This window comes from Vreelandella sp. 162(4c) (assembly GCF_058152265.1).
The window spans coordinates 298,011-319,996 of record NZ_CM176981.1 but is presented as its reverse complement, the minus strand read 5'-3'; the positions used below and the strand labels follow the sequence as shown (position 1 = coordinate 319,996).

Genomic DNA, 21,986 nt, shown 5'->3' with positions numbered 1-21,986 from the left:
GCGTTGGCAGGTTGCTTGTAGCCGGGTAAATGGATAAGTTAACGTTAACGTCAATTATAACGACAACAGCAGTGCGCACGCGCATTTGCGGAGATACGCCATGAATTTTGAACTCAACGAAGACCAGGTCGCCTTTGCCGATATGGCACGGGCCTTTGCCCAAAACGAGCTAGAGCCCCACGCCGCCGAATGGGACCAAACCTCCTTCTTCCCCGTCGATGTGATTCGTAAAGCAGGCGAGCTGGGCTTCTGCTCTCTTTATGCACCGGAAAGAGTGGGTGGGCTAGGCCTCTCGCGGTTGGATGCCAGCATCATTTTCGAACAGCTCTCCATGGGCTGCACCTCTACCACGGCTTACCTAACCATTCACAATATGGTCACCTGGATGCTGGCGGATTTCGGCACGCCGGAAGCGGTAGAGCAGTGGGGCGCAAAACTGGCCACGGGTGAGCTGCTTGGCTCTTACTGTTTAACCGAGCCCAACTCAGGTTCCGACGCCGCCTCGCTGAAGACTACTGCCAAGCGCGACGGCGACCATTACGTGTTGACCGGCAGCAAGATGTTTATTTCCGGCGCCGGTAGCACCGATTTTCTCGTGGTGATGGCGCGCACCGGCGGTGAGGGCGCCAGCGGCGTCTCGGCGTTTGCGGTCGATGCCAAGAGTGACGGCATTAGCTATGGGCGCAAGGAAGAGAAAATGGGCTGGAACAGCCAGCCCACCCGCATGATTACCTTTGAAGAGGTGCGGGTACCCGCCAATCATCTGCTCGGCAATGAAGGCGACGGTTTTAAAATCGCCATGAAGGGCCTCGACGGCGGGCGTATCAATATTGCTACCTGCTCTATCGGCACCGCCCAGCAGGCGATCAACAAAGCGCGGGAGTATATGCTGGAGCGCAAACAGTTCGGTAAGCGCTTAGCCGAGTTCCAGGCGCTGCAGTTCCGCTTAGCCGATATGGTCACTGAGCTGGTCGCTGCACGGCAGCTGGTGCGCATGGCCGCTACCAAGCTGGACGCAGGCCACGCCGATGCACCGACCTACTGTGCCATGGCTAAACGCTTTGCTACCGATGTGGGCTTCAAGGTGTGCGACGAAGCGCTTCAACTTTACGGCGGCAATGGCTATATCAAGGAGTACCCGATGGAGCGCTACGTGCGCGATACCCGGGTACACCGGATTCTTGAAGGCACCAACGAAATCATGCGGATGATCATCTCCCGCCGGGTGCTGGCAGACGGCGCCACCGAGCTGTAAATGACGATGAATAAGATTACGGTGGATACGATAGCGACGGATAAGGAATGCCAATGAGCAGCGTACTGTTTACCGAACACGCCACCCAAGACGGCCACGTAATTGCTGAGGTTAAGCTCAATGCCGAGCGCTCGCTGAACGCTTTAACGCTTGAGATGTGTGAAGAGATGCTGCCGCGCCTTCGCGACTGGGCCACCGACGAGCGGGTGGTAGCGGTGCTGCTGGATAGCGCAGGCGAAAAAGCGTTTTGTGCCGGTGGCGACGTGGTGAATCTGTATAAAACGATTACCGGCGAAGGCGACCCCAGCTTTCCGGAGCGCTTTTTCGAGACCGAGTATCGGCTCGATTTTCTACTCCATACCTACCCCAAGCCGGTGATTTGCTGGGGCAATGGTATTGTGATGGGCGGCGGCATGGGGCTGTTAAGCGCCAGCAGCCACCGTGTCGTGACCGAGACCTCGCGTTTGGCAATGCCGGAAGTCACCATCGGGCTTTACCCCGATGTCGGCGCCAGCTGGTTTTTAAACCGGCTTCCCAACGGCGCAGGGCGCTTTCTAGCCATGACCGGCTGCCAGATCAATGCGCCAGATGCCGTTCATCTAGGTTTGGCTGACCGCTGTATCGCCAGCCACCACCGTGATGCCATGCTGCAGCAACTGACCGACGCACAGTGGGGAGCCGGTGAGAATACCGATGCTAACGGGGTGGTTAACCGCATCATGCGTGAGCTTGAGCAAACATCGCAGCCTGTATTTGCCGAGTTGGAAGCGCCCGTTTACCAGCACTCGCCGCTGATTCGCGAGTTGATGGATCACGACAGCGTGGAGCAAATTGTCGCCGCTATTACGGCGGTAAAAAGCGATAATCAGTGGTTTGGTAAGGCACAGAAAACGCTGGCCCACGGTAGCCCGGTGTCAGTGAAATTGATTGATGAGCAGCTAAAGCGGGCTAAACATATGTCGCTGGCAGAAGTGTTCCAATCCGAAATGTCGCTCTCGGTACAGTGCTGCCGACACCGTGAGTTCCCTGAGGGTGTGCGCGCACTGCTGGTCGATAAAGACGGGCAACCGAACTGGACGTATCCCGATGTGGCCTCGGTAGAGGAGAGCTTTATCAACGAGCTACTATCTTCCGCATGGTCGCAAAATCCGCTGGCGGATCTACGCTAATATAATCTTCCCATTACCGGCTAATAAGGATAATAAAATGAACACCATCGCATTTATCGGCCTGGGCAATATGGGCGGCCCCATGGCTGCCAATCTAGTAAAAGCGGGCTTTGACGTGCGCGCCTTTGATCTTTCTCAAGAGGCGCAAGAGACCGCCAAAGCGAATGGTTGTGAAGTGGCTTTCTCGGCCCAGGAAGCTGCCACCGACGCCGATTTTATTATTTCAATGCTGCCCGCCGGAAAGCATGTACGCGGGCTATATATTGAAGACGATGCGCCGCTGTTTGAAGTGATCAAACGTGGAGCGCTGGTCATCGACTGCTCTACCATTGACGGTGCCACTGCCCGAGGTGTTGCTGAAGAGGGCGAGAAGCTGGGTATCGGCTTTATCGATGCGCCGGTTTCCGGTGGCGTGGGCGGCGCTCAAGCGGGCACCTTGACCTTTATTGTGGGCGGCAGCGAGGTCGAGTTCAGGCTGGCCAAGCCGGTGCTGGAAGCCATGGGCAAAAACATCTTCCACGCCGGAGATCACGGCGCAGGGCAGGTGGCCAAAGCCTGCAACAACATGCTGCTCTCTATCTTGATGGCGGGCACCTGCGAAGCGATCAATATGGGCGTCAAAAACGGCCTGGATCCCGCGGTGCTTTCGGAAATCATGAAGCAGAGCTCCGGCGGTAACTGGGCGCTCAATGTTTACAATCCCTACCCAGGCGTCATGGAAAACGCACCGGCCTCCAAAAACTACCAGGGTGGCTTCCAGGTCGATCTAATGATCAAAGACTTAGGCCTCGCCATGGATGTCAGTCAGCAAAGCGCCTCCGCAGTCCCCATGGGCTCCGCCGCCCGCTCACTGTTCACCCTGCATAAAGCCAAAGGCAATGGTAAACTCGACTTCTCAAGCCTGATGCAGTTTTATCAGGATAAAGAGTGAGGTGTGAGGTGTGAATGGTAAATGGTGAGTGGTGAATAGGTTTTGTAGCGCGTGGTAACGAGTAGCGAGCGCAGCGAGAAACGAGGCACCCGCGAGAGGGCGGCGAAGCCGCCCCAGCTATCCCACCAAAGCCACAGCTTGTCTCCGATCTCAAGGGCGGGCAAACTTAAAGAAACTGCTCATATACAAGGACTGCCATGATCACGCTTTGGGGCCGCAATAACTCCACCAACGTCAAAAAAGTGCGCTGGGTGCTAGAAGAGCTGGATTTGCCGTTTGAGCAGATCCAGGCTGGCTTGGAGCACGGGGTCAACAACACTCCGGAATACCTGGCCATGAACCCCACCGGGCTAGTGCCGCTACTCAAAGATGACGCCACCAACAGCGTGCTGTGGGAATCCAATACGATTATTCGCTACCTTGCCGCGCAGTACGGGCAAAGCAAGCTATGGATCGAAGCCCCCGCCGAACGGGCGCAGGCAGAAAAGTGGATGGATTGGTCAAACAGCACCCTGTCACCCAGGCACCGCACGATCCTGATGGGCTATGTCAGAACCCCACCCGGAAAACGCGATAATGCTGCCATTGAAGCGGGCATGCAGGCGTGTGAAGAGCTGTTTGAGTTGATGGATAACGTGCTGGCTAAACAAGCGTTCTTCTCGGGCAATGAGTTTGGCCTGGGTGATATTGCCGTTGCACCCTTTATCTACAACTTATGGCATATCGGCTTAACCTGGCAGCCGCGCCCCCATTTAGAACGCTGGTACCAACAAATCGCTGAACGTCCCGCCTACCAAAAAGTGGTGGTGATTCCTGTTACGTAAATAGCAGGCTTTGATGGAAGAGTGGGGGTTAGCCTCGCTCATCCTTTGAAGAATTCATCACAATATGGGTAGAGATGGCACTCACATGGGCTTGGGTGCCAAGTACATCGGTATGAAAACGCTTATAGCTGCTGAGGTCTTTGGTTTCCACTCGCAGCAGATATTCAAAAGAGCCTGCAATGTTATGGCACTCAGCTACTTCCTGGGCCACCAACATGGCTCGCTCAAACCCCTCCTGGGCAGCTTTGGTGTGTGACGATAAGCCCACTGTGACATAGGCCACAAAACCTCTGCCCATGTGCTCAGGTGAGGTTACGACACGGTAACCCTTGATTACACCATTTTTTTCAAGCTCTTGAACTCGCCGCAAACAGGCAGAAGGAGAGAGATCAACGCGCTGAGCTAGTTGCACGTTGCTGATTCTTCCGTCCTGTTTTAGTACTTGCAATATTCTGCGATCAATCGCGTCAATCTTCATGTTTTGTTGCATAAATAGTGAAAAGAGGGTGTGATTAAATCAAAAGTTGCGCCTTGAAGCTCGTAAAATTCCTCTCTAACTACTCATAAACGCAAGGAGAGGCGCAATGACCTCGTCGGTTTTAGCAGCGCTGGCAGCGTTTGCATTTGTCACGACGGTAACCCCAGGCCCTAACAACTTGATGCTGCTGGCCTCTGGCGCCAACTTCGGCTTTAAAAAAACGCTGCCCCATATGTTCGGCATAGTGGTGGGGTTGAGTGGGCTAACGCTGGTGGTGGGCGGTGGTTTAATGGCGCTATTTGAAGCCTATCCGGTACTCAACACATGGCTAAGCATCCTCTCGACGGGCTATTTGTTGTGGTTAGCTTGGAAAATCGCAACAGCCACACCTCTCAACGAGAGCAATCATAAAGGTAGTCCGATGACGCTATTACAAGCCGCAGCGTTTCAGTGGGTAAACCCCAAAGCCTGGGCCATGGGCCTTTCCGCCATTACGCTCTACGCCCCCAACAAATCGATCTTCTCGGTGCTGATGGTGACCAGTGTGTTTGTCATTATCAGCTTTCCCGCTATCTCGGTATGGGCTTGGTTGGGCATCATGGTGCGCCAATGGCTGACCAGCCACCGTCGTTATCGCATATTCAATATCACCATGGCTTTGCTGTTAATCGCGTCGCTATACCCGGTGCTAAGCCATTAAGCCTGTACAATGTAGGAATGGGGTAACGCGTGGTAATGCCTAAAAGCTCGCCTCAACCTCCGCCAACTCATTATCCAGCGCCTGCAAAACCTCGCACGCTAACCCATGGCGCTGGGCACTCTCAATCAACGGCCCCAATATAGCCCCGCGCTCGGTGGGGCGTTTGGCCTCCACGTCCTGCAACATCGAAGCCTTATTGTTTGCCGTGTTCTCCACCACCTGCCACACCAACGCCAACCACTCATCTTCACCATTGCCATCATTGGGCGGCGCAATGCCCTCGGCCAGCATAATCGTCGCGACTTCCTTTACCACCGCCACCATCCGGCCCGCATAAGCTTCACCGCGCAACTCGCCGTTACGTACGCTATTCAATGCCACCAGTGGGTTAATCGCCGCGTTCACCGCCAGCTTCTGCCACAAGCGTTGGCGAATATCACTCACCTTTGTGGCGGCAAGCCCTGCCTGGGTTAATGCTTGCGCCAGTTCTTCCGCTAGAGCGCCGTGGTGGTTATTTAAATCGCCCAAAAAGGTATGCCCACGCCCCGCATGCACCACGCCATCATCACCGGTTAAGTAAGCCCCTTCCGTGGTGGTCGCACACAGCACCGGCCCTGGCCACGTCTGGGTAATACGAGGCTGGGCCAAAAAACCGTTTTGCCACAGCACCAGCGGCGTAATGGGGGATAGGGAGTCAGCAACGCTTTCCAGCGCCGCCTCAGCGCTCATAGCTTTGGTAGTGATATGCACAAGCGCAGGCGGCTCAGGCGCATCAACCGCCAACTGCCCAGCGGTAAGCGAGGATAAGCGCTGGGTACGCGCTTCGCCCTCCGGCGTCATTAACCTCTGCTGCGCGGGCAAGTCACGGCGGCCGATCAGCGCCACTTCTGCAAATGGTGCCAGCGAATGCGCCAATAATCGGCCAATCGCGCCAGGACCAAGAATCCAGTGGGTCGTCATTGTCTAAACATCATCATCAGCGGGAATGCCGACAAGCTTACCGCGTTCAATGTAAGGAGGCGAAGGTAGAAAAAAGCACTAGGAACGGGACTATTTGATAGTGACGCCGGTAAGCATAGTCTGCTAGCGTAAAGCTAAGAAGATTTTGAGGATGGGTTGTTGGTTGGGAAGTCGTGCTAGGTGTGTTTCTTTTAAAAAAGCGTTGAGGAAAGTTTGCTAGCGACCGAGGCTGTGTGAAAACGTGATGGTCGCTATACTTTGACGAGGTTCGCTGAGGAAATAGTGATGAAGCGATTCGTGGTAGGCGAGGCCCGAAATCAAAGTACGTTATTCCCTGCGCTTTTAGACGATTTCATCGCAGACGATAACCCTGTCCGTGCCATAGAGGCGTTCATAGAAGGTCTCGATCTTAGAGGACTTGGTTTCAAGGGCGTCGATCCGCATGCAACAGGTAGGCCCGCCTATCATCCCGCTGTACTCCTGAAGCTCTATATCTACGGCTACCTCAATCGCATCCAGTCGAGTCGCCGCCTAGAGCGCGAGACGCAGCGCAATGTCGAGCTGATGTGGCTGACAGAGCGTCTGACACCGGATTTCAAGACGATTGCAGACTTCAGAAAGGACAATGGCGATGCCATCCGCTGTGTGTGTCGAGAGTTCATCGTGCTTTGTCGGCGACTGGAACTGTTCTCTCAAGCCATCGTGGCCATCGATGGCAGCAAGTTCAAAGCCGTCAACAACCGTAATCGCAATTTCACAGCGACCAAGATGAAGCGTCGCCTTGAGCAGATCGAAGAAAGCTTCAACCGGTACCTCGGTCAGCTAGATGCAGCCGATCGCTCGGAGCCCGCCCTGGCCGAGGCTAAGACGAAACATCTAAAGGAGAAAATTATAAAGCTAAGGGAAGAAACGACACGATTACAATCAGTTGAGGAACAGCGGCTACAATCTCCCGATCAGCAAGTATCTTTGACGGATCCAGATGCCAGGGCGATGGCCACCAGTGGCAGAGGCACCGGGACAGTAGGCTACAACGTGCAGACAGCTGTTGATAGCCAGCACCATCTGATTGTGGCCCATGAGGTGACCAACGTCGGGCATGATCGGGGGCAGCTCTTCAATATGGCGAAGCAAGCTCGTGAAGCCACTGGCATCAATGAGCTGAAGGTCGTGGCTGACAGAGGCTACTTTAAAGGTGAGGAAATTCTCGACTGCCATAAGGAAGGGATAACTACCTATCTCCCCAAGCCGATGACATCGCCCAACCAGGCAAAGGGCTTTTTTCCAAGAGGCGCATTTCAATACTTCCCTGAAAGCAATGAATATTCCTGTCCTGCTGGTCAGCGGCTCATATGGCGATATGAAACGATAGAAAAAGGAATGAAACTCCATGCTTACTGGAGCTCAGCATGTGCAAGCTGCGCCATGAAAGAAAAATGCACGACAGGCAAGCAACGACGGATCAAGCGTTGGGAACATGAAGATGTGCTTGAAGCTGCACAGTCACGTCTCGATTGGAATCCAGAGATGATGCGCCTAAGGCGACAAACCGTGGAGCATCCGTTTGGCACTCTCAAGGCTTGGATGGGGGCGACACACTTCACGACAAAGCGGTTTAGAAATGTGAGCACAGAAATGAGTCTTCATGTATTGGCGTACAACCTGAAGCGCGTCATAAAGATCTTGGGAGTCAGTGTGTTGATGAGGGCTGCGAGGGCGTAACAGCCCTTTTTTTCTCTGCCTTCTAGGGCCGTGATCACGAATGTAGTTGGTTTCTGATGATTCTATAATTGTCACATCTCACAACAGCAGCGGTCGGCGATTATCGTAGCCATGGCTCAGAAGGGGCCAACGGGCAGCTGAAGGGGAAGACTCTTGAGTCAGACTAGTTTTATTTTGTTTTCACACGGCCAGGACCCAAAGCGGTCAATTAATTAAAGCTAATGTAACACCACATAATCTATCCACGAACTCAAATCGACCATTCAGGCTACCCTCTCAAACCCCAAGTATAAGACCAGGTAGTGTCTAAAAAACCCGGGGCGATTCAGTATTGCCAGCCGGATAACACGGCTGCCAGGTAAGCAGGCTACTTGAGGTGGTTAAATATCTATGACTGAGACAATAATAAAGTCCACGTTGAATGCTTCTGTTGCTCCGAGACGAATTGTTCAACGTTTCCTTAAGATATTTACCAACCTAGATAAGTAGGCTTATTGCGGTGAGTGTCGATTTTAGTCTCAGTTTTTGCTGGTGTTTTTGTACAAGCTCATATTAAACGCACAAAGAGCAAGTTCTTTTATCTTTATGTTCGTTGAGCTAGGCTCGCGAAGACCTCGTGGGCCACGCTATCGTGGTCACGTATCTCCTGTCCAATAACTGTCCACTACACATCGATACTGGCTTGGAGATGCGCCAATGTGTTGGCGGAAGAATCGAGTAAAGTGACCCTGCTCGGTAAAGCCAAGGTTCTCAGCGAGTTGGCCTAGAGTACCGCTGCGCTCTCGCTCAAGCCAAATGAAGGCCCGCCGCATTCTCGCATCATTGAGCATGAGCCTTGGTGTCATGCCAGTGTCTTTGCGAAATAAGGTAAAGAAGTGCGCACGGGATAACCCGGCGGCCTTTGCAGCGTTGGCTACGCAATCAGGGTCGTCAAGATGGGTTTGCAGGTAGGCGCAAGCACGGCGGATGCGTGCATCATTGAATCCTTGGCGCATCTGAGTGCCGAGGCGGCACAGGTGCTTCCATTGCGAGAAATCCTCGATAAGCTCGATTAGAAAGTCGAATAGTAAAAATTCAATGTGCTCTCGGGGAATTAGCCCGGCACTATAGGCCTCGGCTATTAACCGGTCGGCCATCGCCCGTTTCTTGCTGTTAAGCTCAATACTAGGCTGGGCAAAAAATCCCGGATGCGAGCTAAGGGCTAACGTATGCTGGGCTTCAGCCAGCCAGGCCGGTTCGATATAGAGTGCGAGAATCTGTGTCTGCTCGGCGCTGGGCTGGTAATCAAAGAAATGCGGCTGCCAAGCGTTGATCAGTACCGCATTGCGGTCGGTAAGAGGTACCTGATAGCCATTGACGTTGAAAAATGTGTCGGAGCCTGACACTTTCACCAGCACATGGCATTCGTGGTGCGAATGGGTTACAAGTGGTCGGTCCATATCGAGGAGGGCGACTCTCCCGAACTTGCCGTGGAAGACGCGTTGCGCGGTGGACATCGCTAGCTCCTTATGGTCGCGGGTGTAGTGGCAGGATGGTGTGCTCTATAAGTTTATCACCCAACCTGCCGCGGCAGGTGTAGGTCGACCAGCGACAAGTCTACTACTTTCGTTTCAGAGCGCATCGCGACCTTTCCCGTGATAAACGCGCAGTACGTCGGCGACCACTGACAAGGCGATCTCGGCAGGCGTTTTGCTGCCGAGGTCAAGCCCGATAGGCATGTGGATACGCGCGATCTGCTGTGAAGACAGTCCGCCGACCCGGCTCAGCCGTTCAGCACGCCGGATGGAGGTTTGCCGCGAGCCCATAGCGCCGATGTAAAAGGCCGGAGAGCGCACTGCTTCCATCAGCGCCAGGTCGTCGATGCGTGGGTCGTGGGTCAGTGCGACCACAGCGGTAGCTTCGTGGCAATGGCCAGCGGCGATGAATTCGGAAGGCAGCACTGGATGTACTTGAACTCCCTCGGGTGGGCGTCGCAGCATCTCTTCGCGCGGATCACAGGCAATCACCTCACAGCCGATGGTACGAGCGAAGCTGGCGCAGTATTCGGCCACCGGCGACAACCCGGCAAGAATCAGCCTAAGCACAGGGCCGATGCGTATTCGCACGCGTTCGTTCAGGAGCTGCGCAATCTCGCCGCCATGATCGTCCGCCATGAGCACGAAGGCACCGGAGGACAGGTCGAGTTCACGCACCAACCGATGTTGGCCGAGCAGTGCGTTGTACATGCCCTGCAGATGGTCGACCCAGGTTTTGTCCGGTGCGCGATGCTCGACTAGTACCTTAAGAACACCGCCGCACGGCAGTTGCAGCCGCTGACGCTCTTCATCGCTCTCCCCATACAGGACGATCTGGGTCGGTGCACGCAGCTCGCCGTCAGCGAGACTTTCGAGAAAGGCTTCCTCGACGCAGCCGCCCGAAAGGGAGCCGGTGAGTTGGCCGTCCGCCCGCACGGCCAGCATCGCGCCGGGTGTACGGGGTGCCGAGCCGTAGGTTGAAAGCACCGTGCACAGCCAAAAGGAGTGACCCTTGCGAGCCCACTGCAAAGCGGTGTGAACGACCTGAAGGTCGAGTTGACGCATAACAGCATCCTCGTTATGGGCGCGGTCGCATGAGGCGCCGCGTAAGTCTGTAATGTCTACGGTTCTGCACATCCACGTTGCTACTGAAGAGTATGCCCGGATTTTATAGCTAAGAGACCGATGTGGCCGTTCTTCGTTGTAGCACCGGCTCTAGCGGCGTTTGATAATGGCTCTGGCTTAGCCCAAGGCCCCTTTTTTCACCGCAGCTCAGACTCATGCTGCTCTCAGGGATCAACAGGGCTTGCCCTGAATCAGTTTTTTTATGTTGCGCTGCGCCTCCTTTATCTAGGTTTAGCCCTTGACCTCGGGAGTGATGAGGTCGTTTTTCATCTTATTCTTTATGTCTGCACTATAGCCTGTGCAGCTCTGGAGAGGAGTGTTCCAGTCAGTTAACCTTCGAGGCACTGATAGCTGGAACCGAATTTGGTCACGCGCCGACAATTCATTGAGAACCCCATAGCCAAGCTCGAATATCTGTTAGTTATAGTTGTGTTTATATGAATCGACATCGCCTGTACGGAACCGACCGTATTGCGACGACACCACAAATGCCGCTGCAGGGCGTGGTCGTCGTCCTGACCGGCTTGAGGAAAAGTTAGGAATATAGGTAAAGCACTGTTTATTAATGAATTTTGGTGCGCGTAATCACAGTCCACTAAAGGCGACTACCGTGCGCCTGGTACGGTAGTCGCATCCGATCAGCGCTTGATTTCGCCCAGTAGCCCGGATACCAACACTCCAAACAACAGTGCCCAGAATGGCGAGCTGATGCCCATGAAGGAGAACTGACTCATCGCCACGGCTAGCGCAATAAAGGCGCCGATCTGGCAGTAACCGCCCTTTTGGAAGGCCTGCTGCAGTGCGCCGAGCAGTACGCCCAGCATGGCCAGGCCAGCGATCACGACGATCAGCGCCTTGGGGAAAGCCAGGATGAATGGTACGGCAAGCCCGGCGAATAAGCCGAACAGCGCGAACAGCGCACCGTTCACCAAGGCTGCACCATAACGCAGGTTGCGGTCCTCACCGGCCTGCTCAGAGGAGCATATGGCGGTCATCGGGCCGGCAATGTTAGCGTTGTGACCGCCGAGTAGCCCGGCGAGCATGCCTCCGATGCCACTGATTACCGTCATTGCATTGACCGGAGGGCGGTAGCCCTCTGTAATCAGCACACCGGTCGCCTGAGCGTTTTCTGCACCAATCACCAGTGCCGTCAGCGGGATGGTGATAGCCAGGAAAGCGTCCAGAGAGAAACTAGGGAGGGTGAAAGCCGGCATGACGAAACCGATATTCACGTCAGCCGGCTGCAGTTGGCCCATGGCGAAGGCCAGGACCAGCCCAACAACGCCAGCCACCAGCACCGGTGGTACCGATTTGGCGAACCGAGTAACGAGGAAGAAGCTCAGCGCCGCGGCTCCTGCGATGATGGGCGCGGTGACAACCGAGTCCACCGCACCGGTGGCGAAGCGGATCAGCGCACCTGCGATCATCGCCATCACGATCGGCATCGGTAGCCAGCGCATTAACCGGCCGATCAACCCGGTGACACCGAGGATCAGCACTAGCAGGCCGCTCATGATGAAGGCCCCGATAGCCTCGCTGAAGGGAATGACACTGAGCGAACCGACCAGGATCGCTGCGCCGGGAATGGTGTAGGCACCGCAGATCGGCTGACGATAACGCAGCGCCATGAAAAGGCTGATCAGGCCGCCCAGCACGTACACGGCGAACAGCCAGGCGACCGTCTGGCCATTGGTCAGGCCCCCTGCTTCGGCGGCATTGATAATGACCAGCGCAGGGCCAGTGCAACCGAACAGCGCGGCGACAACACCTGCACTGATGGACTTCGAGTTGAATGCATGGCGCAAGGGGGTCTTCGTAACTGGTTCGGCATGGGAAGCGTTTGCATCGGGTGCGACGGGGCTAGACATGGGTGTGCTCCGCTAGTTAATTGTTTTATAAGAGTCAGGGCGGTTTGGCATACGGTGGCGGGGCGCTTAGCGCTTAGCCCATACAGGCCATCAGGTGCTAGGTCGACGGTTGCCCAGACGTGCAACCGTCGCAGTCACATAGGTATTACTCGCCGCGGAATACGGCCGGACGCTTGCTGTGGAACGCCTCGACGCCCTCCTTGAAGTCCGCCGAGCTACGCAGGCGGCTGTAGCAGTGGCCTTCCATCTCAATGGCGACCTTTAGTGATGCGTCCTCGTTGTCGTTGATCAGTTTCTTCGCCGTACGCTGGGCGAGCGGCGAGAATCGGCGCAGTTCATCGACCATCGCATCGACGGTGCTTTCTAGATCTGCGTCGGGCACGCACTCTGTGACGAAGCCCCAGTCATAACCTTGCTGGCCGGAGATGCGCTTGGCGCGCATAACGATGTGCTTGGTGCGTGTGATGCCGATCATCTTTTGTAGCCGAGCCGAGCCGCCAGAGCCAGGAATCTGGCCGAGGTTTTGCTCGGGCAGAGCATAGCGGGTGGTTTCCGACGCAATGCGAAAATCGCAGGCCAGCGACAGCTCGAAGCCGACGCCGAAGGTGTAGCCGCGGTTGGCCACGATCACCGGCTTAGTGCACCGCTCCGGCGCGGCGACGTTCCAGGCCAGCTTAGAAACGTGCTCCGGCGAGGCCTCCAAAAAGCCTTTGATATCGCCGCCGCTCGAGAAGTGTTCGCCTTGGGCACGTAACACGATCACCCGGATCCCGGAATGGGCATCAAACGCTTCAAAGACCTGGCGCAGGATGTCACGCTGGCTCATGGCGATGACGTTGAACGGCGGGCGGCCGAGGATGATGTCCCCGCGCTCGTGCTCGAGGTTCAGTTCCACGGTGAAGCCGTCGAACTCAGTGCTCAGGAATTGTTCGATCTGCTGAGTATTCATGTAAGTTCTTTCCTCGTGTAAAGCAATAGTGTTAGTTGGCGGAAGTGGGGTGGCCGTAATCGGTCACCAGTACGCGGCGCAAGATCTTGCCGACCGGGGACTTGGGGATCTGGTCGATGAATTCGTAGCGGCGCGGGCGCTTGAAGCGCGCCAGACCCGAGGATACGCAGTGGGCGTCCAGCTCTTCCTCAGTAATCGGATGACGCAGCTTGATGAAGGCGACGACCAGCTTGCCCCATTGTTCGTCGGGTAGGCCGACCACGGCGACTTCCTCGACCGCAGGGTGCAGCGATAGGGCGTTCTCGATCTCCGCCGGGCTGACGTTCTCGCCACCGGTAATGATCAGATCGTCGACACGACCAGTCACAAACAGGTCGCCGTCCTCGTCGAAGAAGCCAGTATCGCTGGTGAAGTACCAACCCTCATGGATCGACTTGGCATCGGCGTCGGGCCGCTTCCAGTAGCCTTCGAAGGCCTCGTCGCTGGACAGGTCGGCGATGATCTGGCCTTCCTCGTTGTGCTTGCAGAGGTCGTCCGGCGACTCGCTGCCCAGCGCCACCACGCGAATGCGTTGGTTCAGCGCGCTGCGACCAGACGAGCCAGGCTTGGCGCTGGCCTTCTGGTCGATGGTGAAGGTGTAGATTTCCGAGCTGCCATAGTGGTTGACGAACAGCTCCGGCTTGAACGCGGCCTCGACACGTTGCAGCAGCCCATCGCTCATGGACGCGCCGGCGAAACCTAACTTGGTGACGCTGGCTACCCGCTCGGGGCTGAAGGCCGAATGTTCAATCAGCATGTGGTAGAGCGTCGGCACCAAGTACAGGTTGGTGATCTTCTCGCGCTCGATGGCGTCCAGCGTGGCTTCCACATCGAACTTTGGCACGCAGACGAAATGCCCGTCTAGCAATGCCATCGACAGTAGCGAACGCACGCCCATGGTGTGGTAGAGCGGCATCACGCCGAGGGTGCATTCCTCTTGGCTATACATGTTCTGCGCTAAGTGGGCGACCGCGGCGGCGCGTTCGGCGCGGTGGCGGCGCGGCACGCCCTTGGGCCGGCTGGTGGTGCCGGAGGTGTAGAGCATCAACGACCAGTCCTCGGGGTCGGCGCGCAGGATGATTTCGCTCGGCGTTTCGGCGCACAGTTCTTCGAAGCTGATCGCGTTATCGTTGCCCGGCTGGCCAACACTGACGCACTGCCAGGTGCTCCTGCCGCAACCGGCAACGGCTTCTTGGGCTGAATCGTCATGGATAACCACACGCGCTTCGGCGTCATTGGTGCACCAAGCGAGTTCGTCGGCGGAGGAGCGCCAGTTGAGCGGGGTCATTATGATACCGCTGAACTGGCAGGCCCAGTGCAGGGTCGCCATCTGCCAGCGGTTCTGCATTACCGCCACGAGGTGGTCACCTTTTTTCAGGCCGAGCCTTTCGAGCCCGTGCGCGGCACGCTGGATGTCGCTGAACCAAGCCTCGTAGCTCTTCTTCAGGTCGCCGTCGCTGATCGCTATGGCATTAGGGCGCCGCTCGACCGCGGCGAGAAAGCTGCGTCCAAGGTCAAACATCGTTGTTGTTCTCCACAAGTGTTACTTGTCGTTGCTGCGCCACTTCTAGCACCGCCCGGACCATGCCGGTGTAGCCGGTGCAGCGGCACAGATGCCCGGAGAGCATGTCGCGAACTTGGGTTTCGTCCGGGCTCGGGACGCGCTCGAGGAATTCCACGCAGGACATTAGGATGCCCGCGGTGCAGAAGCCGCACTGCAGAGCGTGATGGCGGCTGAAGGCCTGCTGCAGGTCGTTCATGATGTTGTCGCGTGACAGCGACTCCACCGTGTCGACCCGGCGCTCGTGGGCCTGCACGGCGAGCATTAGGCAGGAGCGTGAGGCAACGCCATCGACCAGCACGGTGCAGGCGCCGCAGACGCCGTGTTCGCAACCGACATGAACGCCGGTGGTGCCCAATTCGTGTCGCAGGAAATCACACAGCTGCATGCGTGGCTCGGCGAGCCCTTCACGTTGACGGCCGTTGAGTTCTATCTGTATGGGGAAGCGCTGATCAGCTCGCACGTGCATGGTCGTTGTCCTCGATCAGTTGTTGGCCCAGTTCCCGCACCAGCTGGCGGCGGTAGGGTGCGCTGGCGTGCACGTCGTCTTGGGCGCCAAGCGACCAGGCCAGGGTATTGAGTGAATCCTTCAGTTCTGCCCCCAAGGGCAGGCGGCGCAACGTTGGCCGGTCGGCGACGCCGCCGACACCCAGGTCCACCTCGCCTTGACGGATACAGGCGGCGAGCGCCACCAGGGCGAAGTCACCGTGGCGCATGGCGACCTCGTAGAAGCGGTAGATCACGTCGGCCTCACGCAGTGGAAATTGGACTTCCACGACCATCTCGTCCGGCCGCTTCTCAGTGGTTAGCACGCCTTGGAAGAACTCGGCGGCGGGAACCTCGCGGCGCTTGCCCTTGAGCGATTCGAGCACTACAGTGCCGCCCAAAGTGACCAGACACAGCGGAATTTCGGCGCTCGGGTCGGCATGCGCGACCGAGCCGCACACGGTGCCGCGATTGCGCGTCTGGAAGTGGCCGATCCAAGGCATCGCCTGGGCCAGCAGGGGGACTTCATCGACTAAGCTTGTACGGTCGAGCAGTTCGACCTGACGCACCGCCGCACCGACCTTAAGGCAGTTGTTTTCCACCTTCAGATAATGCAGATCGCTGGCCTGACTGATGTCGATCAGCACCTTCGGCTGGGCCAGGCGCATGTTCAGAACGGCCATCAGCGACTGGCCGCCGGCAATGATCCGGGCCTGTTCACCGTGCTCTGTAAGCTGCTGCAGGACCTCGCGCTTGTTGGCCGCGCGGACGTAGTCGAATACGGCGGGTTTCATTTCGTACCTCCCATGCCGAGCAGGGCGCGCAGGCGCTGCCACAGGCTGGTGTCGATAGGCTTGCCGGAAAGCCGCTGGGCCAGACGGGTGAATATTTGGCCAATGATTACGCGCGAGGCGCTCTGCAACATGCGCCCGCCGACGGCGGCGACCTTACCGGTCACTGCGGCCTCATAGGCGTACTCCAACCGTGTATTCCCGTTCTCCAGCGCCACCAGGTTGATCTTTGCGCTGCCGGTAGCCGAGCCCATAGGGCTGTTGCCGGAGCCGGACAGACGTAGCGAGTGCGGTGGATCGAGGTCGGTCAGGGCGACCCGTGCGGCGAAGCGCGCGCGGATCATGCCCACGCCGACGGTGACGTCGGCCCGGTAATGGTTTTCGCTTTCCAGTTCCAAGGCGTGGCAACCCGGGATGATGGCCTTCAGCGTCTCGGGGTCGAGAATGGCGTCGAATACCTGCTGCGGTGACGCGGGAATCTCAACCAAGTCGTTAGCCTGCAGGGCCGAACCACCGGCTACCTTCGGTGCATCCATAACAAGACCTTCTGGCGCCGCCGGCTCGTCGATGCCGATCATCGAGCGAACCCGCGACGGCGTCAGAGGAAGCTTGATGTCAGAGCGGCCTAGCGCATCGGCTACGGCATTGGCGATGCACACCGGAGTGCTCATGTTGTTGCCTTCACCGACACCCTTAGCCCCCAGCGGGGTGAAGGGCGAGGGAGTTTCCATGTGCAGGATCACCGGGTCGACTACCTCCGGTGCGGTCGGGATCAGGTAGTCGGCCAGGGTGCCAGAAAGGAAGCTGCCGTCCTCGCCGTAGGCAAACTCTTCCATTAGCGCCACGCCCAGCGCCTGGGAATAGGCACCGAGGATTTGTCCCTCGACCAGCATTGGATTGAGAATGCGCCCGGCGTCATGGGTAGTGACGTACTTGTCGATGCGTACCTGACCGGTGACACGATCGATCTCTACTCCGCAGAAATCGAGGATGAAGCCGTAACACAGAGAGCTGTTAATGCAGTCCTGGTCGTTCGGCGCCTCGAGTTGGGGAGGCGTCCAGAAGGCAGTTTCCCGCAGACCGCCCGTTGCGCCTTCCGGCAGCAGGCCCGGTGACCAGTGGGTGGTACCAGCCACACGATGAAAGGGCTGGCTAGGGCCGTTCTCTACGAAGATCTTGCCGTCGGCGAATCGGACGTCAGTGGAGGATACCTGCCACATGTCCGCGGCGATGGCGGCCATGCGTTCACGGATCTTCAAGGTGGCGTTATACACCGACCCGGCGACGGCGCCCGAGAAGCGGCTCGAGTAGTTGCCGGAGGCTATCGACCAGGCGTCCTTGCCGGTGTCCAACTCGACATTCACGCTGATGCTTTCCAGCTTCACACCTAGTAACTCGCTAATGATCTGCGCGACCACTGTTTGATGGCCCTGACCTTGCGGTGTCGAGGACACGTGAGCGGTCACGCTGCCGAGCGGGTCGACACTGACTGTGGCAGTGCTCACTGCTCCATTCTTCGGTCCAGCCTTCTGACGCTCTTCGGGCGTCATGGCGACGGTGATGTAGCCCATGTTGGAGATTGAGGGTTCCACCACAGCGGCATAGCCTATGCCATACAAACGTCCCTCGGCACGGGCCTGGTCACGGCGCTGTAGGAGCTCGTCGAGATTGCCTTTACGGCGCGCCAGTTCCACAGCAGCAGGATAGTCGCCGGAATCGAGCAGTGCGCCCGCTGCTGCGCGGTAGGGGAACACGCCAGCGGGAACCAGGTTGCGCTGGATGACCTCGAGCGGGTCGAGGCCGAGTTCTGCAGCGACGTGTTGCATCAGCCGCTCAAGGGCGAAATAGACCTGACCGCCCCCGAATCCGCGGTTCAGTCCGGTAGGCATTTTGTTGGTGAGCACCACCCGGTTGCGCACCGCCAGGTTTCGGATGGTGTAAGCGCCACTGAGATTACCGTGCATGCGGTAGAAGGTGGCTGGTTCAGGGGCCCGTAGGTAAGCGCCACAATCATCAATCTGGTCGTAGCGCAGGGCTGTGACGCGGCCATTGGCTTCCACTGCGGCCTCAATTTCGCAGACGCGGTTGGTGGCGCTGGAAGAGGCCTGTAGATGCTCGAGGCGATCCTCCACCCACTTCACCGGAGCACCGACCTTGCGCGAGGCCAAGCCCATCAGCACCACATAGGGGAACACCCCCTGCTTGATGCCGAAGCTGCCACCGGAATCCGGCGGGGTACGCAGGCGCAGGCGGTTGGCCGGCACGTTGAGTGCCCGGCACATTACCGAGTGCAGCGCGTAGGGGCCCTGGAAATTGGCCATTACATCATAGGTTTCCGAGGCTGGCAGGTACTGCGCCAGTACCACGTAGCATTCAATCGGCGTGCAGGAGTTTCGCGGGTACTGAACCTTCAGTGTGATGCGGTGTGGCGCTTCGGCGAAAGCCCGCTCCGGGTCGCCGTAGCGGAAGCTGCGTTCGTTTACCACGTTGCTGCCTACGGCTTCGTGCAGAATCGGCGCATCATTTAGGGTGGCCGCTTCGGGGTCGATGATTGGTGTCAGCGGCTCGTATTCGACCTGAACGGCATCCAGAGCATCCTCGGCTAGGTAGCGGTCGTCGGCAATCACTACGCAGACCGGTTCGCCAACGTAGCGCACCTTGTCGACAGCCAGAGGCCAATGCTCCATAGGTGCTCTGACGCCCACTGGAAACGGGTTAGACCAGCGCTTGACGTCATCGCCAGTGAGCACACCATGTACGCCTTTCATAGTCAGAGCGCGTGAGGCATCCACCGAACGGATACGGGCGTGGGCATGGGGAGAACGGACAACAGCGGCTTGCAGGGTCCCTGGTGGTGTCGCCATGTCGTCAGCGTAGCGACCTTGGCCTTGAAGCAGAGCTGCGTCCTCGACTCGAGCCTGACGACTTCCGATGTGACCGATGGTGGCTTCGGCAATACTTTTTTGCATATTCATGGCGAGCTCTTGTTTTTATGCACGAAAATTTAAAGCTAATTCTCGCCAATTACCCGGCGCGACGCTTTGCCTGGAAATATGCATTCATGCCTTAGAGTCTGGTTATTTGCCCTGGAGTCTTATAGTACGGTGAGCGTACTAGCCTTCCTCAGCAATAGTCAGTCTCAATACTGAGTCTAGGAGCTATCCAATACGCTAATGCAAGGCATTTTCCCTAATCCATTATGGCCGCATCAAAGAAGCGATTCATGCGTGTCGGTGCATCTGGGCAAGCGTCCCAGATGCTGGCTATGGCCAGCGGGAGCTGGCGACAGATGATCTGCTGAGTGTTTATGAAGCGGCTGGCGGTATTTCCATCGCCTAACTGACGAGGCCCGCCCGAGAGAGGTGCGCTATGAACCCAAGACGAAAAGAGAAACGCCCTATGAATGGCAGAGACCCCAACTTCTGGCATGGGCTGCTGGATTTTTTTGCCCATCACTTTGGTGGCCATGCTTACGTTCACGATGGGCTTTATTCGTGGTGTTCACCGAGGGCGGTAGCCTGAAGAAGTCACTACTTGGCGCGGTGATGTGCATGATTTTGGCAACGCCGCCGGGGATTCGAGGTGTAGTTCCCCATTTCGAGCATGACGGTCGCAGCTAACAGGCCGAAATACAGTAAAGAATGGCCGGTTTTGTTCCAGCGCCCACCGTCTCGGCAGCTTCCGCCCCCTGGCCAGAAAGGGTGGTCAAATAGCGTACTTAGGTGATTCGATATAACTTGACTCGGGTACCCTTAGTGTTGGTAAGTGCTAAGGGCATTTATGTGGCTTTGCGAGATGATTGCCTCCCCGCATCCAAAATATTATTAGCTGAACTCCCCGAACTCAATCTTGCCTAGTACATCCCTCACCATTTCGCGGCCAGCGAAGGTATCGAAAATATCGATGGGCTGAGACCCATTCAGCGCTCGAACCTCGCTGTGCAGCCACTCCTGGGCGCTATCACGATCACCTAAGACCTTTCCGGCTTCGACATATAGCTTCAGTGTATCCAGCACTTCCTCGCTCTGAGCACGGCCCAGGGCCTTACGCTTGTACAAGCGATGCAGGTTTCCTTTTTTGACAGGACTCGACCATAGAGAGGGTAATGCAAACATGGTTACGGATATTAATAGAGGCTTACTGAAAAGGTCATTTGGCACTTCCAGCCTTCCGGTTAGGCTCCGTATGAATAATCCGCCGGGTCTGAATAGGCGCTCGTACAGTTGCGAGGTGAAGTCCATGTTGACCGCATGGGAAGGACTTGGTTCGACGACGCTTTGGCGATACCAGTCCGGCGGCACCGCTCCCGTGAGGAATCGCTATACCTTTGGGTGCTCCTCACTAATAAGAAGGTTTCGATAGCGAAAGCGCCTGAATATTGCTCCTTCGGCTCTACATCCTCGCAAGCATGCCGCTTAATAAGAGGGCTGCTCGACTTCACTAATAAGCCGAACTGGCTTAAGTTAATGGGGCTTGAGCATGTATGGGCTGATAGCCGGCTGGGGAGTGGCAAAGAAAGTGCCGACGCGGAGCTGCCGGCTAGGGAGGAGCTGTTGTTCAACGGTTCAGGAAATACGTAGATTCTTTCTAATAGTATAGCAACGCTTGTATCTGCGGTTTTTTATTAATCGTGTGATTGGTTATCATAACAGGGTATGAATTATGATTTGGCAAAAACAGATAACTCTTGATGAGCTTGGCTTGAGTGCAAAGGAGACCCTAATAAGTCATCTCGGAATTGAATTCACTAAAATTGGGGATGATTCTCTTAGTGGAAGGATGCCAGTAGATGCAAGAACCATTCAGCCTGCCGGCATACTGCATGGTGGTGCATCGGTAGTACTTGCTGAAACCCTAGGTAGTATAGCTGCTAACTTCTGTCTGAAAGACTGCAGCAAGATCGCCGTTGGCCAGGAGATTAATGCGAACCATGTGAGGCCAATGCAGTCTGGCTGGGTCTATGGAACAGCGAGGCCGCTACATATCGGCGGATCTACTCAGATATGGGAAATACATATCAAAAATAACGATGAAAGGTTGGTTTGCGTTTCTAGGTTGACCATGGCCGTTATCAATAAATGGTAAACGCATGTTCCGTTGTCCATCCTACTGTCGAGGGTCAACATGCATGACAGTTTGCTTTTGATGGCTCTGCTCGATGCTCGATAGTGTTCAGCAGTTTCAAGGGGCCGACCAGAGCGTTCTCGCTGCCGCCGGTCATATCAGGCTCGCGGCATCCAGCCTCGCATCGCTCGCCGGGGCATAGAGGGTGATCAACGACTCGGACGCCATCACTGGCTTGTCGAGAGAACCTTTGTCTGGCTAGGTTGAGTGAGACGATGGCGATACTCCATCAGCGTTGTGTCGATATTCATTATGCCTTACGCTGCTGGGATGCTCGCTGTTCTGTCTGAACAAGCTTCGAGGCAGGTTTTGAAAAGCATTGTTAACCCGACTCAGTAAGAATCAGGCATCGATGCAAGCGAAGACGATATGCTTAGCTTTCATCTGGAAATGTCATATTTTTCAGCGGTTCGCACCCTAGGTGTGAAACAGTTTCCAAAACTATCTTAGCAACCCTCGACAGCCTTCTTCGATTCGCACGCCTGCCAGA

Annotated in this window: 20 protein-coding genes; 8 read left to right on the top strand and 12 right to left on the bottom strand. The window is 56.5% G+C overall.

The annotated features are described in order from the left end of the window. Positions 1-100: 100 nt before the first annotated feature. The 4 genes from AC4EYZ_RS01460 to AC4EYZ_RS01445 all read left to right on the top strand — a co-directional run bounded on the left by AC4EYZ_RS01460 (position 101) and on the right by AC4EYZ_RS01445 (position 4,179). Positions 101-1,255 (top strand): acyl-CoA dehydrogenase family protein, encoded by a 1,155-nt coding sequence (locus AC4EYZ_RS01460; RefSeq protein WP_022523804.1) that lies wholly within the window; start codon positions 101-103, stop codon positions 1,253-1,255. A 53-nt stretch (positions 1,256-1,308) separates the two neighbouring features. Further along, the gene (locus AC4EYZ_RS01455) at positions 1,309-2,424 is read left to right on the top strand and encodes an enoyl-CoA hydratase/isomerase family protein (protein ID WP_022523803.1); all 1,116 of its coding nucleotides are present in this window, start codon (positions 1,309-1,311) and stop codon (positions 2,422-2,424) included. A 37-nt stretch (positions 2,425-2,461) separates the two neighbouring features. Beyond that, positions 2,462-3,355: a 3-hydroxyisobutyrate dehydrogenase gene (mmsB, locus tag AC4EYZ_RS01450; protein WP_009286467.1), complete on the top strand. Its 894-nt coding sequence runs from the start codon at positions 2,462-2,464 to the stop codon at positions 3,353-3,355. Positions 3,356-3,552: 197 nt separating this feature from the next. Beyond that, positions 3,553-4,179, top strand: a complete 627-nt coding sequence (locus AC4EYZ_RS01445; RefSeq protein ID WP_022523802.1) for a glutathione S-transferase family protein — start codon at positions 3,553-3,555, stop codon at positions 4,177-4,179. Positions 4,180-4,207: 28 nt separating this feature from the next. Here the strand turns inward: AC4EYZ_RS01445 and AC4EYZ_RS01440 are convergent, their stop codons facing one another. Then, positions 4,208-4,657, bottom strand: a complete 450-nt coding sequence (locus AC4EYZ_RS01440; RefSeq protein ID WP_053857078.1) for an Lrp/AsnC family transcriptional regulator — start codon at positions 4,655-4,657, stop codon at positions 4,208-4,210. A gap of 106 nt (positions 4,658-4,763) precedes the next feature. Between AC4EYZ_RS01440 and AC4EYZ_RS01435 the strand changes: the two genes are divergently transcribed. After that, positions 4,764-5,357, top strand: coding sequence for a LysE family translocator (locus AC4EYZ_RS01435; RefSeq protein ID WP_022523800.1), 594 nt, complete (start codon positions 4,764-4,766; stop codon positions 5,355-5,357). Between the two features lie 39 nt (positions 5,358-5,396). On the opposite strand, the gene AC4EYZ_RS01430 is transcribed toward AC4EYZ_RS01435, so the two are convergent. Further along, positions 5,397-6,317 (bottom strand): ketopantoate reductase family protein, encoded by a 921-nt coding sequence (locus AC4EYZ_RS01430; RefSeq protein WP_022523799.1) that lies wholly within the window; start codon positions 6,315-6,317, stop codon positions 5,397-5,399. Positions 6,318-6,602: 285 nt separating this feature from the next. Here AC4EYZ_RS01430 and AC4EYZ_RS01425 point away from each other — a divergent pair, with 285 nt between their 5' ends. Continuing rightward, positions 6,603-8,039: an IS1182 family transposase gene (locus tag AC4EYZ_RS01425; protein WP_022519788.1), complete on the top strand. Its 1,437-nt coding sequence runs from the start codon at positions 6,603-6,605 to the stop codon at positions 8,037-8,039. A 635-nt stretch (positions 8,040-8,674) separates the two neighbouring features. Here AC4EYZ_RS01425 and AC4EYZ_RS01420 read toward each other — a convergent pair. The 8 genes from AC4EYZ_RS01420 to AC4EYZ_RS01385 form a co-directional block, all read right to left on the bottom strand. Next, positions 8,675-9,535 carry a helix-turn-helix transcriptional regulator gene (locus tag AC4EYZ_RS01420; RefSeq protein ID WP_022523798.1) on the bottom strand — a complete coding sequence of 287 codons (861 nt, stop codon included), beginning with the start codon at positions 9,533-9,535 and terminating at the stop codon, positions 8,675-8,677. A gap of 114 nt (positions 9,536-9,649) precedes the next feature. Then, positions 9,650-10,618, bottom strand: a complete 969-nt coding sequence (locus AC4EYZ_RS01415) for an XdhC family protein (RefSeq protein ID WP_022523797.1) — start codon at positions 10,616-10,618, stop codon at positions 9,650-9,652. A gap of 698 nt (positions 10,619-11,316) precedes the next feature. After that, a complete protein-coding gene (locus AC4EYZ_RS01410; RefSeq protein WP_089690937.1) occupies positions 11,317-12,546 on the bottom strand; it encodes a benzoate/H(+) symporter BenE family transporter in 1,230 nt (409 codons plus the stop codon). A gap of 145 nt (positions 12,547-12,691) precedes the next feature. Further along, entirely contained in the window at positions 12,692-13,495 is an 804-nt protein-coding gene (locus tag AC4EYZ_RS01405; protein WP_022523795.1) for an enoyl-CoA hydratase/isomerase family protein, read from the bottom strand. Positions 13,496-13,526: 31 nt separating this feature from the next. Next, complete coding sequence (locus AC4EYZ_RS01400; protein ID WP_022523794.1) at positions 13,527-15,056, bottom strand: AMP-binding protein; 1,530 nt, start codon at positions 15,054-15,056, stop codon at positions 13,527-13,529. Beyond that, positions 15,049-15,564: a (2Fe-2S)-binding protein gene (locus AC4EYZ_RS01395; RefSeq protein WP_022523793.1), complete on the bottom strand. Its 516-nt coding sequence runs from the start codon at positions 15,562-15,564 to the stop codon at positions 15,049-15,051. The genes AC4EYZ_RS01400 and AC4EYZ_RS01395 overlap by 8 nt, the downstream gene beginning before the upstream one ends. Continuing rightward, positions 15,548-16,375 (bottom strand): FAD binding domain-containing protein, encoded by an 828-nt coding sequence (locus AC4EYZ_RS01390; protein WP_022523792.1) that lies wholly within the window; start codon positions 16,373-16,375, stop codon positions 15,548-15,550. Before AC4EYZ_RS01390 ends, AC4EYZ_RS01395 begins: the two co-directional genes overlap by 17 nt. Further along, positions 16,372-19,347, bottom strand: a complete 2,976-nt coding sequence (locus AC4EYZ_RS01385) for a xanthine dehydrogenase family protein molybdopterin-binding subunit (protein ID WP_022523791.1) — start codon at positions 19,345-19,347, stop codon at positions 16,372-16,374. The genes AC4EYZ_RS01390 and AC4EYZ_RS01385 overlap by 4 nt, the downstream gene beginning before the upstream one ends. 217 nt (positions 19,348-19,564) lie before the next feature. Between AC4EYZ_RS01385 and AC4EYZ_RS01380 the strand changes: the two genes are divergently transcribed. Continuing rightward, positions 19,565-19,711 (top strand): hypothetical protein, encoded by a 147-nt coding sequence (locus tag AC4EYZ_RS01380; protein ID WP_490204278.1) that lies wholly within the window; start codon positions 19,565-19,567, stop codon positions 19,709-19,711. A 191-nt stretch (positions 19,712-19,902) separates the two neighbouring features. Here the strand turns inward: AC4EYZ_RS01380 and AC4EYZ_RS01375 are convergent, their stop codons facing one another. Further along, positions 19,903-20,106, bottom strand: a complete 204-nt coding sequence (locus AC4EYZ_RS01375; RefSeq protein ID WP_141224406.1) for an RES domain-containing protein — start codon at positions 20,104-20,106, stop codon at positions 19,903-19,905. Between the two features lie 90 nt (positions 20,107-20,196). Continuing rightward, positions 20,197-20,430, bottom strand: a complete 234-nt coding sequence (locus AC4EYZ_RS01370; protein WP_053857075.1) for an MbcA/ParS/Xre antitoxin family protein — start codon at positions 20,428-20,430, stop codon at positions 20,197-20,199. Between the two features lie 604 nt (positions 20,431-21,034). On the opposite strand from AC4EYZ_RS01370, the gene AC4EYZ_RS01365 reads away from it, so the two are divergent. Beyond that, the gene (locus tag AC4EYZ_RS01365; RefSeq protein ID WP_022523788.1) at positions 21,035-21,457 is read left to right on the top strand and encodes a hotdog fold thioesterase; all 423 of its coding nucleotides are present in this window, start codon (positions 21,035-21,037) and stop codon (positions 21,455-21,457) included. Positions 21,458-21,986 lie beyond the last annotated feature (529 nt).

What these genes read in the sequence shown, in the direction of transcription:
- AC4EYZ_RS01460 (WP_022523804.1), top strand. Translation starts at nt 101, where the DNA reads ATGAATTTTGAACTCAACGAAGACCAGGTCGCCTTTGCCGATATGGCA.
- AC4EYZ_RS01455 (WP_022523803.1), top strand. Translation starts at nt 1,309, where the DNA reads ATGAGCAGCGTACTGTTTACCGAACACGCCACCCAAGACGGCCACGTA.
- mmsB (WP_009286467.1), top strand. Translation starts at nt 2,462, where the DNA reads ATGAACACCATCGCATTTATCGGCCTGGGCAATATGGGCGGCCCCATG.
- AC4EYZ_RS01445 (WP_022523802.1), top strand. Translation starts at nt 3,553, where the DNA reads ATGATCACGCTTTGGGGCCGCAATAACTCCACCAACGTCAAAAAAGTG.
- AC4EYZ_RS01440 (WP_053857078.1), bottom strand. Translation starts at nt 4,657, where the DNA reads ATGAAGATTGACGCGATTGATCGCAGAATATTGCAAGTACTAAAACAG.
- AC4EYZ_RS01435 (WP_022523800.1), top strand. Translation starts at nt 4,764, where the DNA reads ATGACCTCGTCGGTTTTAGCAGCGCTGGCAGCGTTTGCATTTGTCACG.
- AC4EYZ_RS01430 (WP_022523799.1), bottom strand. Translation starts at nt 6,317, where the DNA reads ATGACGACCCACTGGATTCTTGGTCCTGGCGCGATTGGCCGATTATTG.
- AC4EYZ_RS01425 (WP_022519788.1), top strand. Translation starts at nt 6,603, where the DNA reads ATGAAGCGATTCGTGGTAGGCGAGGCCCGAAATCAAAGTACGTTATTC.
- AC4EYZ_RS01420 (WP_022523798.1), bottom strand. Translation starts at nt 9,535, where the DNA reads ATGTCCACCGCGCAACGCGTCTTCCACGGCAAGTTCGGGAGAGTCGCC.
- AC4EYZ_RS01415 (WP_022523797.1), bottom strand. Translation starts at nt 10,618, where the DNA reads ATGCGTCAACTCGACCTTCAGGTCGTTCACACCGCTTTGCAGTGGGCT.
- AC4EYZ_RS01410 (WP_089690937.1), bottom strand. Translation starts at nt 12,546, where the DNA reads ATGTCTAGCCCCGTCGCACCCGATGCAAACGCTTCCCATGCCGAACCA.
- AC4EYZ_RS01405 (WP_022523795.1), bottom strand. Translation starts at nt 13,495, where the DNA reads ATGAATACTCAGCAGATCGAACAATTCCTGAGCACTGAGTTCGACGGC.
- AC4EYZ_RS01400 (WP_022523794.1), bottom strand. Translation starts at nt 15,056, where the DNA reads ATGTTTGACCTTGGACGCAGCTTTCTCGCCGCGGTCGAGCGGCGCCCT.
- AC4EYZ_RS01395 (WP_022523793.1), bottom strand. Translation starts at nt 15,564, where the DNA reads ATGCACGTGCGAGCTGATCAGCGCTTCCCCATACAGATAGAACTCAAC.
- AC4EYZ_RS01390 (WP_022523792.1), bottom strand. Translation starts at nt 16,375, where the DNA reads ATGAAACCCGCCGTATTCGACTACGTCCGCGCGGCCAACAAGCGCGAG.
- AC4EYZ_RS01385 (WP_022523791.1), bottom strand. Translation starts at nt 19,347, where the DNA reads ATGAATATGCAAAAAAGTATTGCCGAAGCCACCATCGGTCACATCGGA.
- AC4EYZ_RS01365 (WP_022523788.1), top strand. Translation starts at nt 21,035, where the DNA reads ATGATTTGGCAAAAACAGATAACTCTTGATGAGCTTGGCTTGAGTGCA.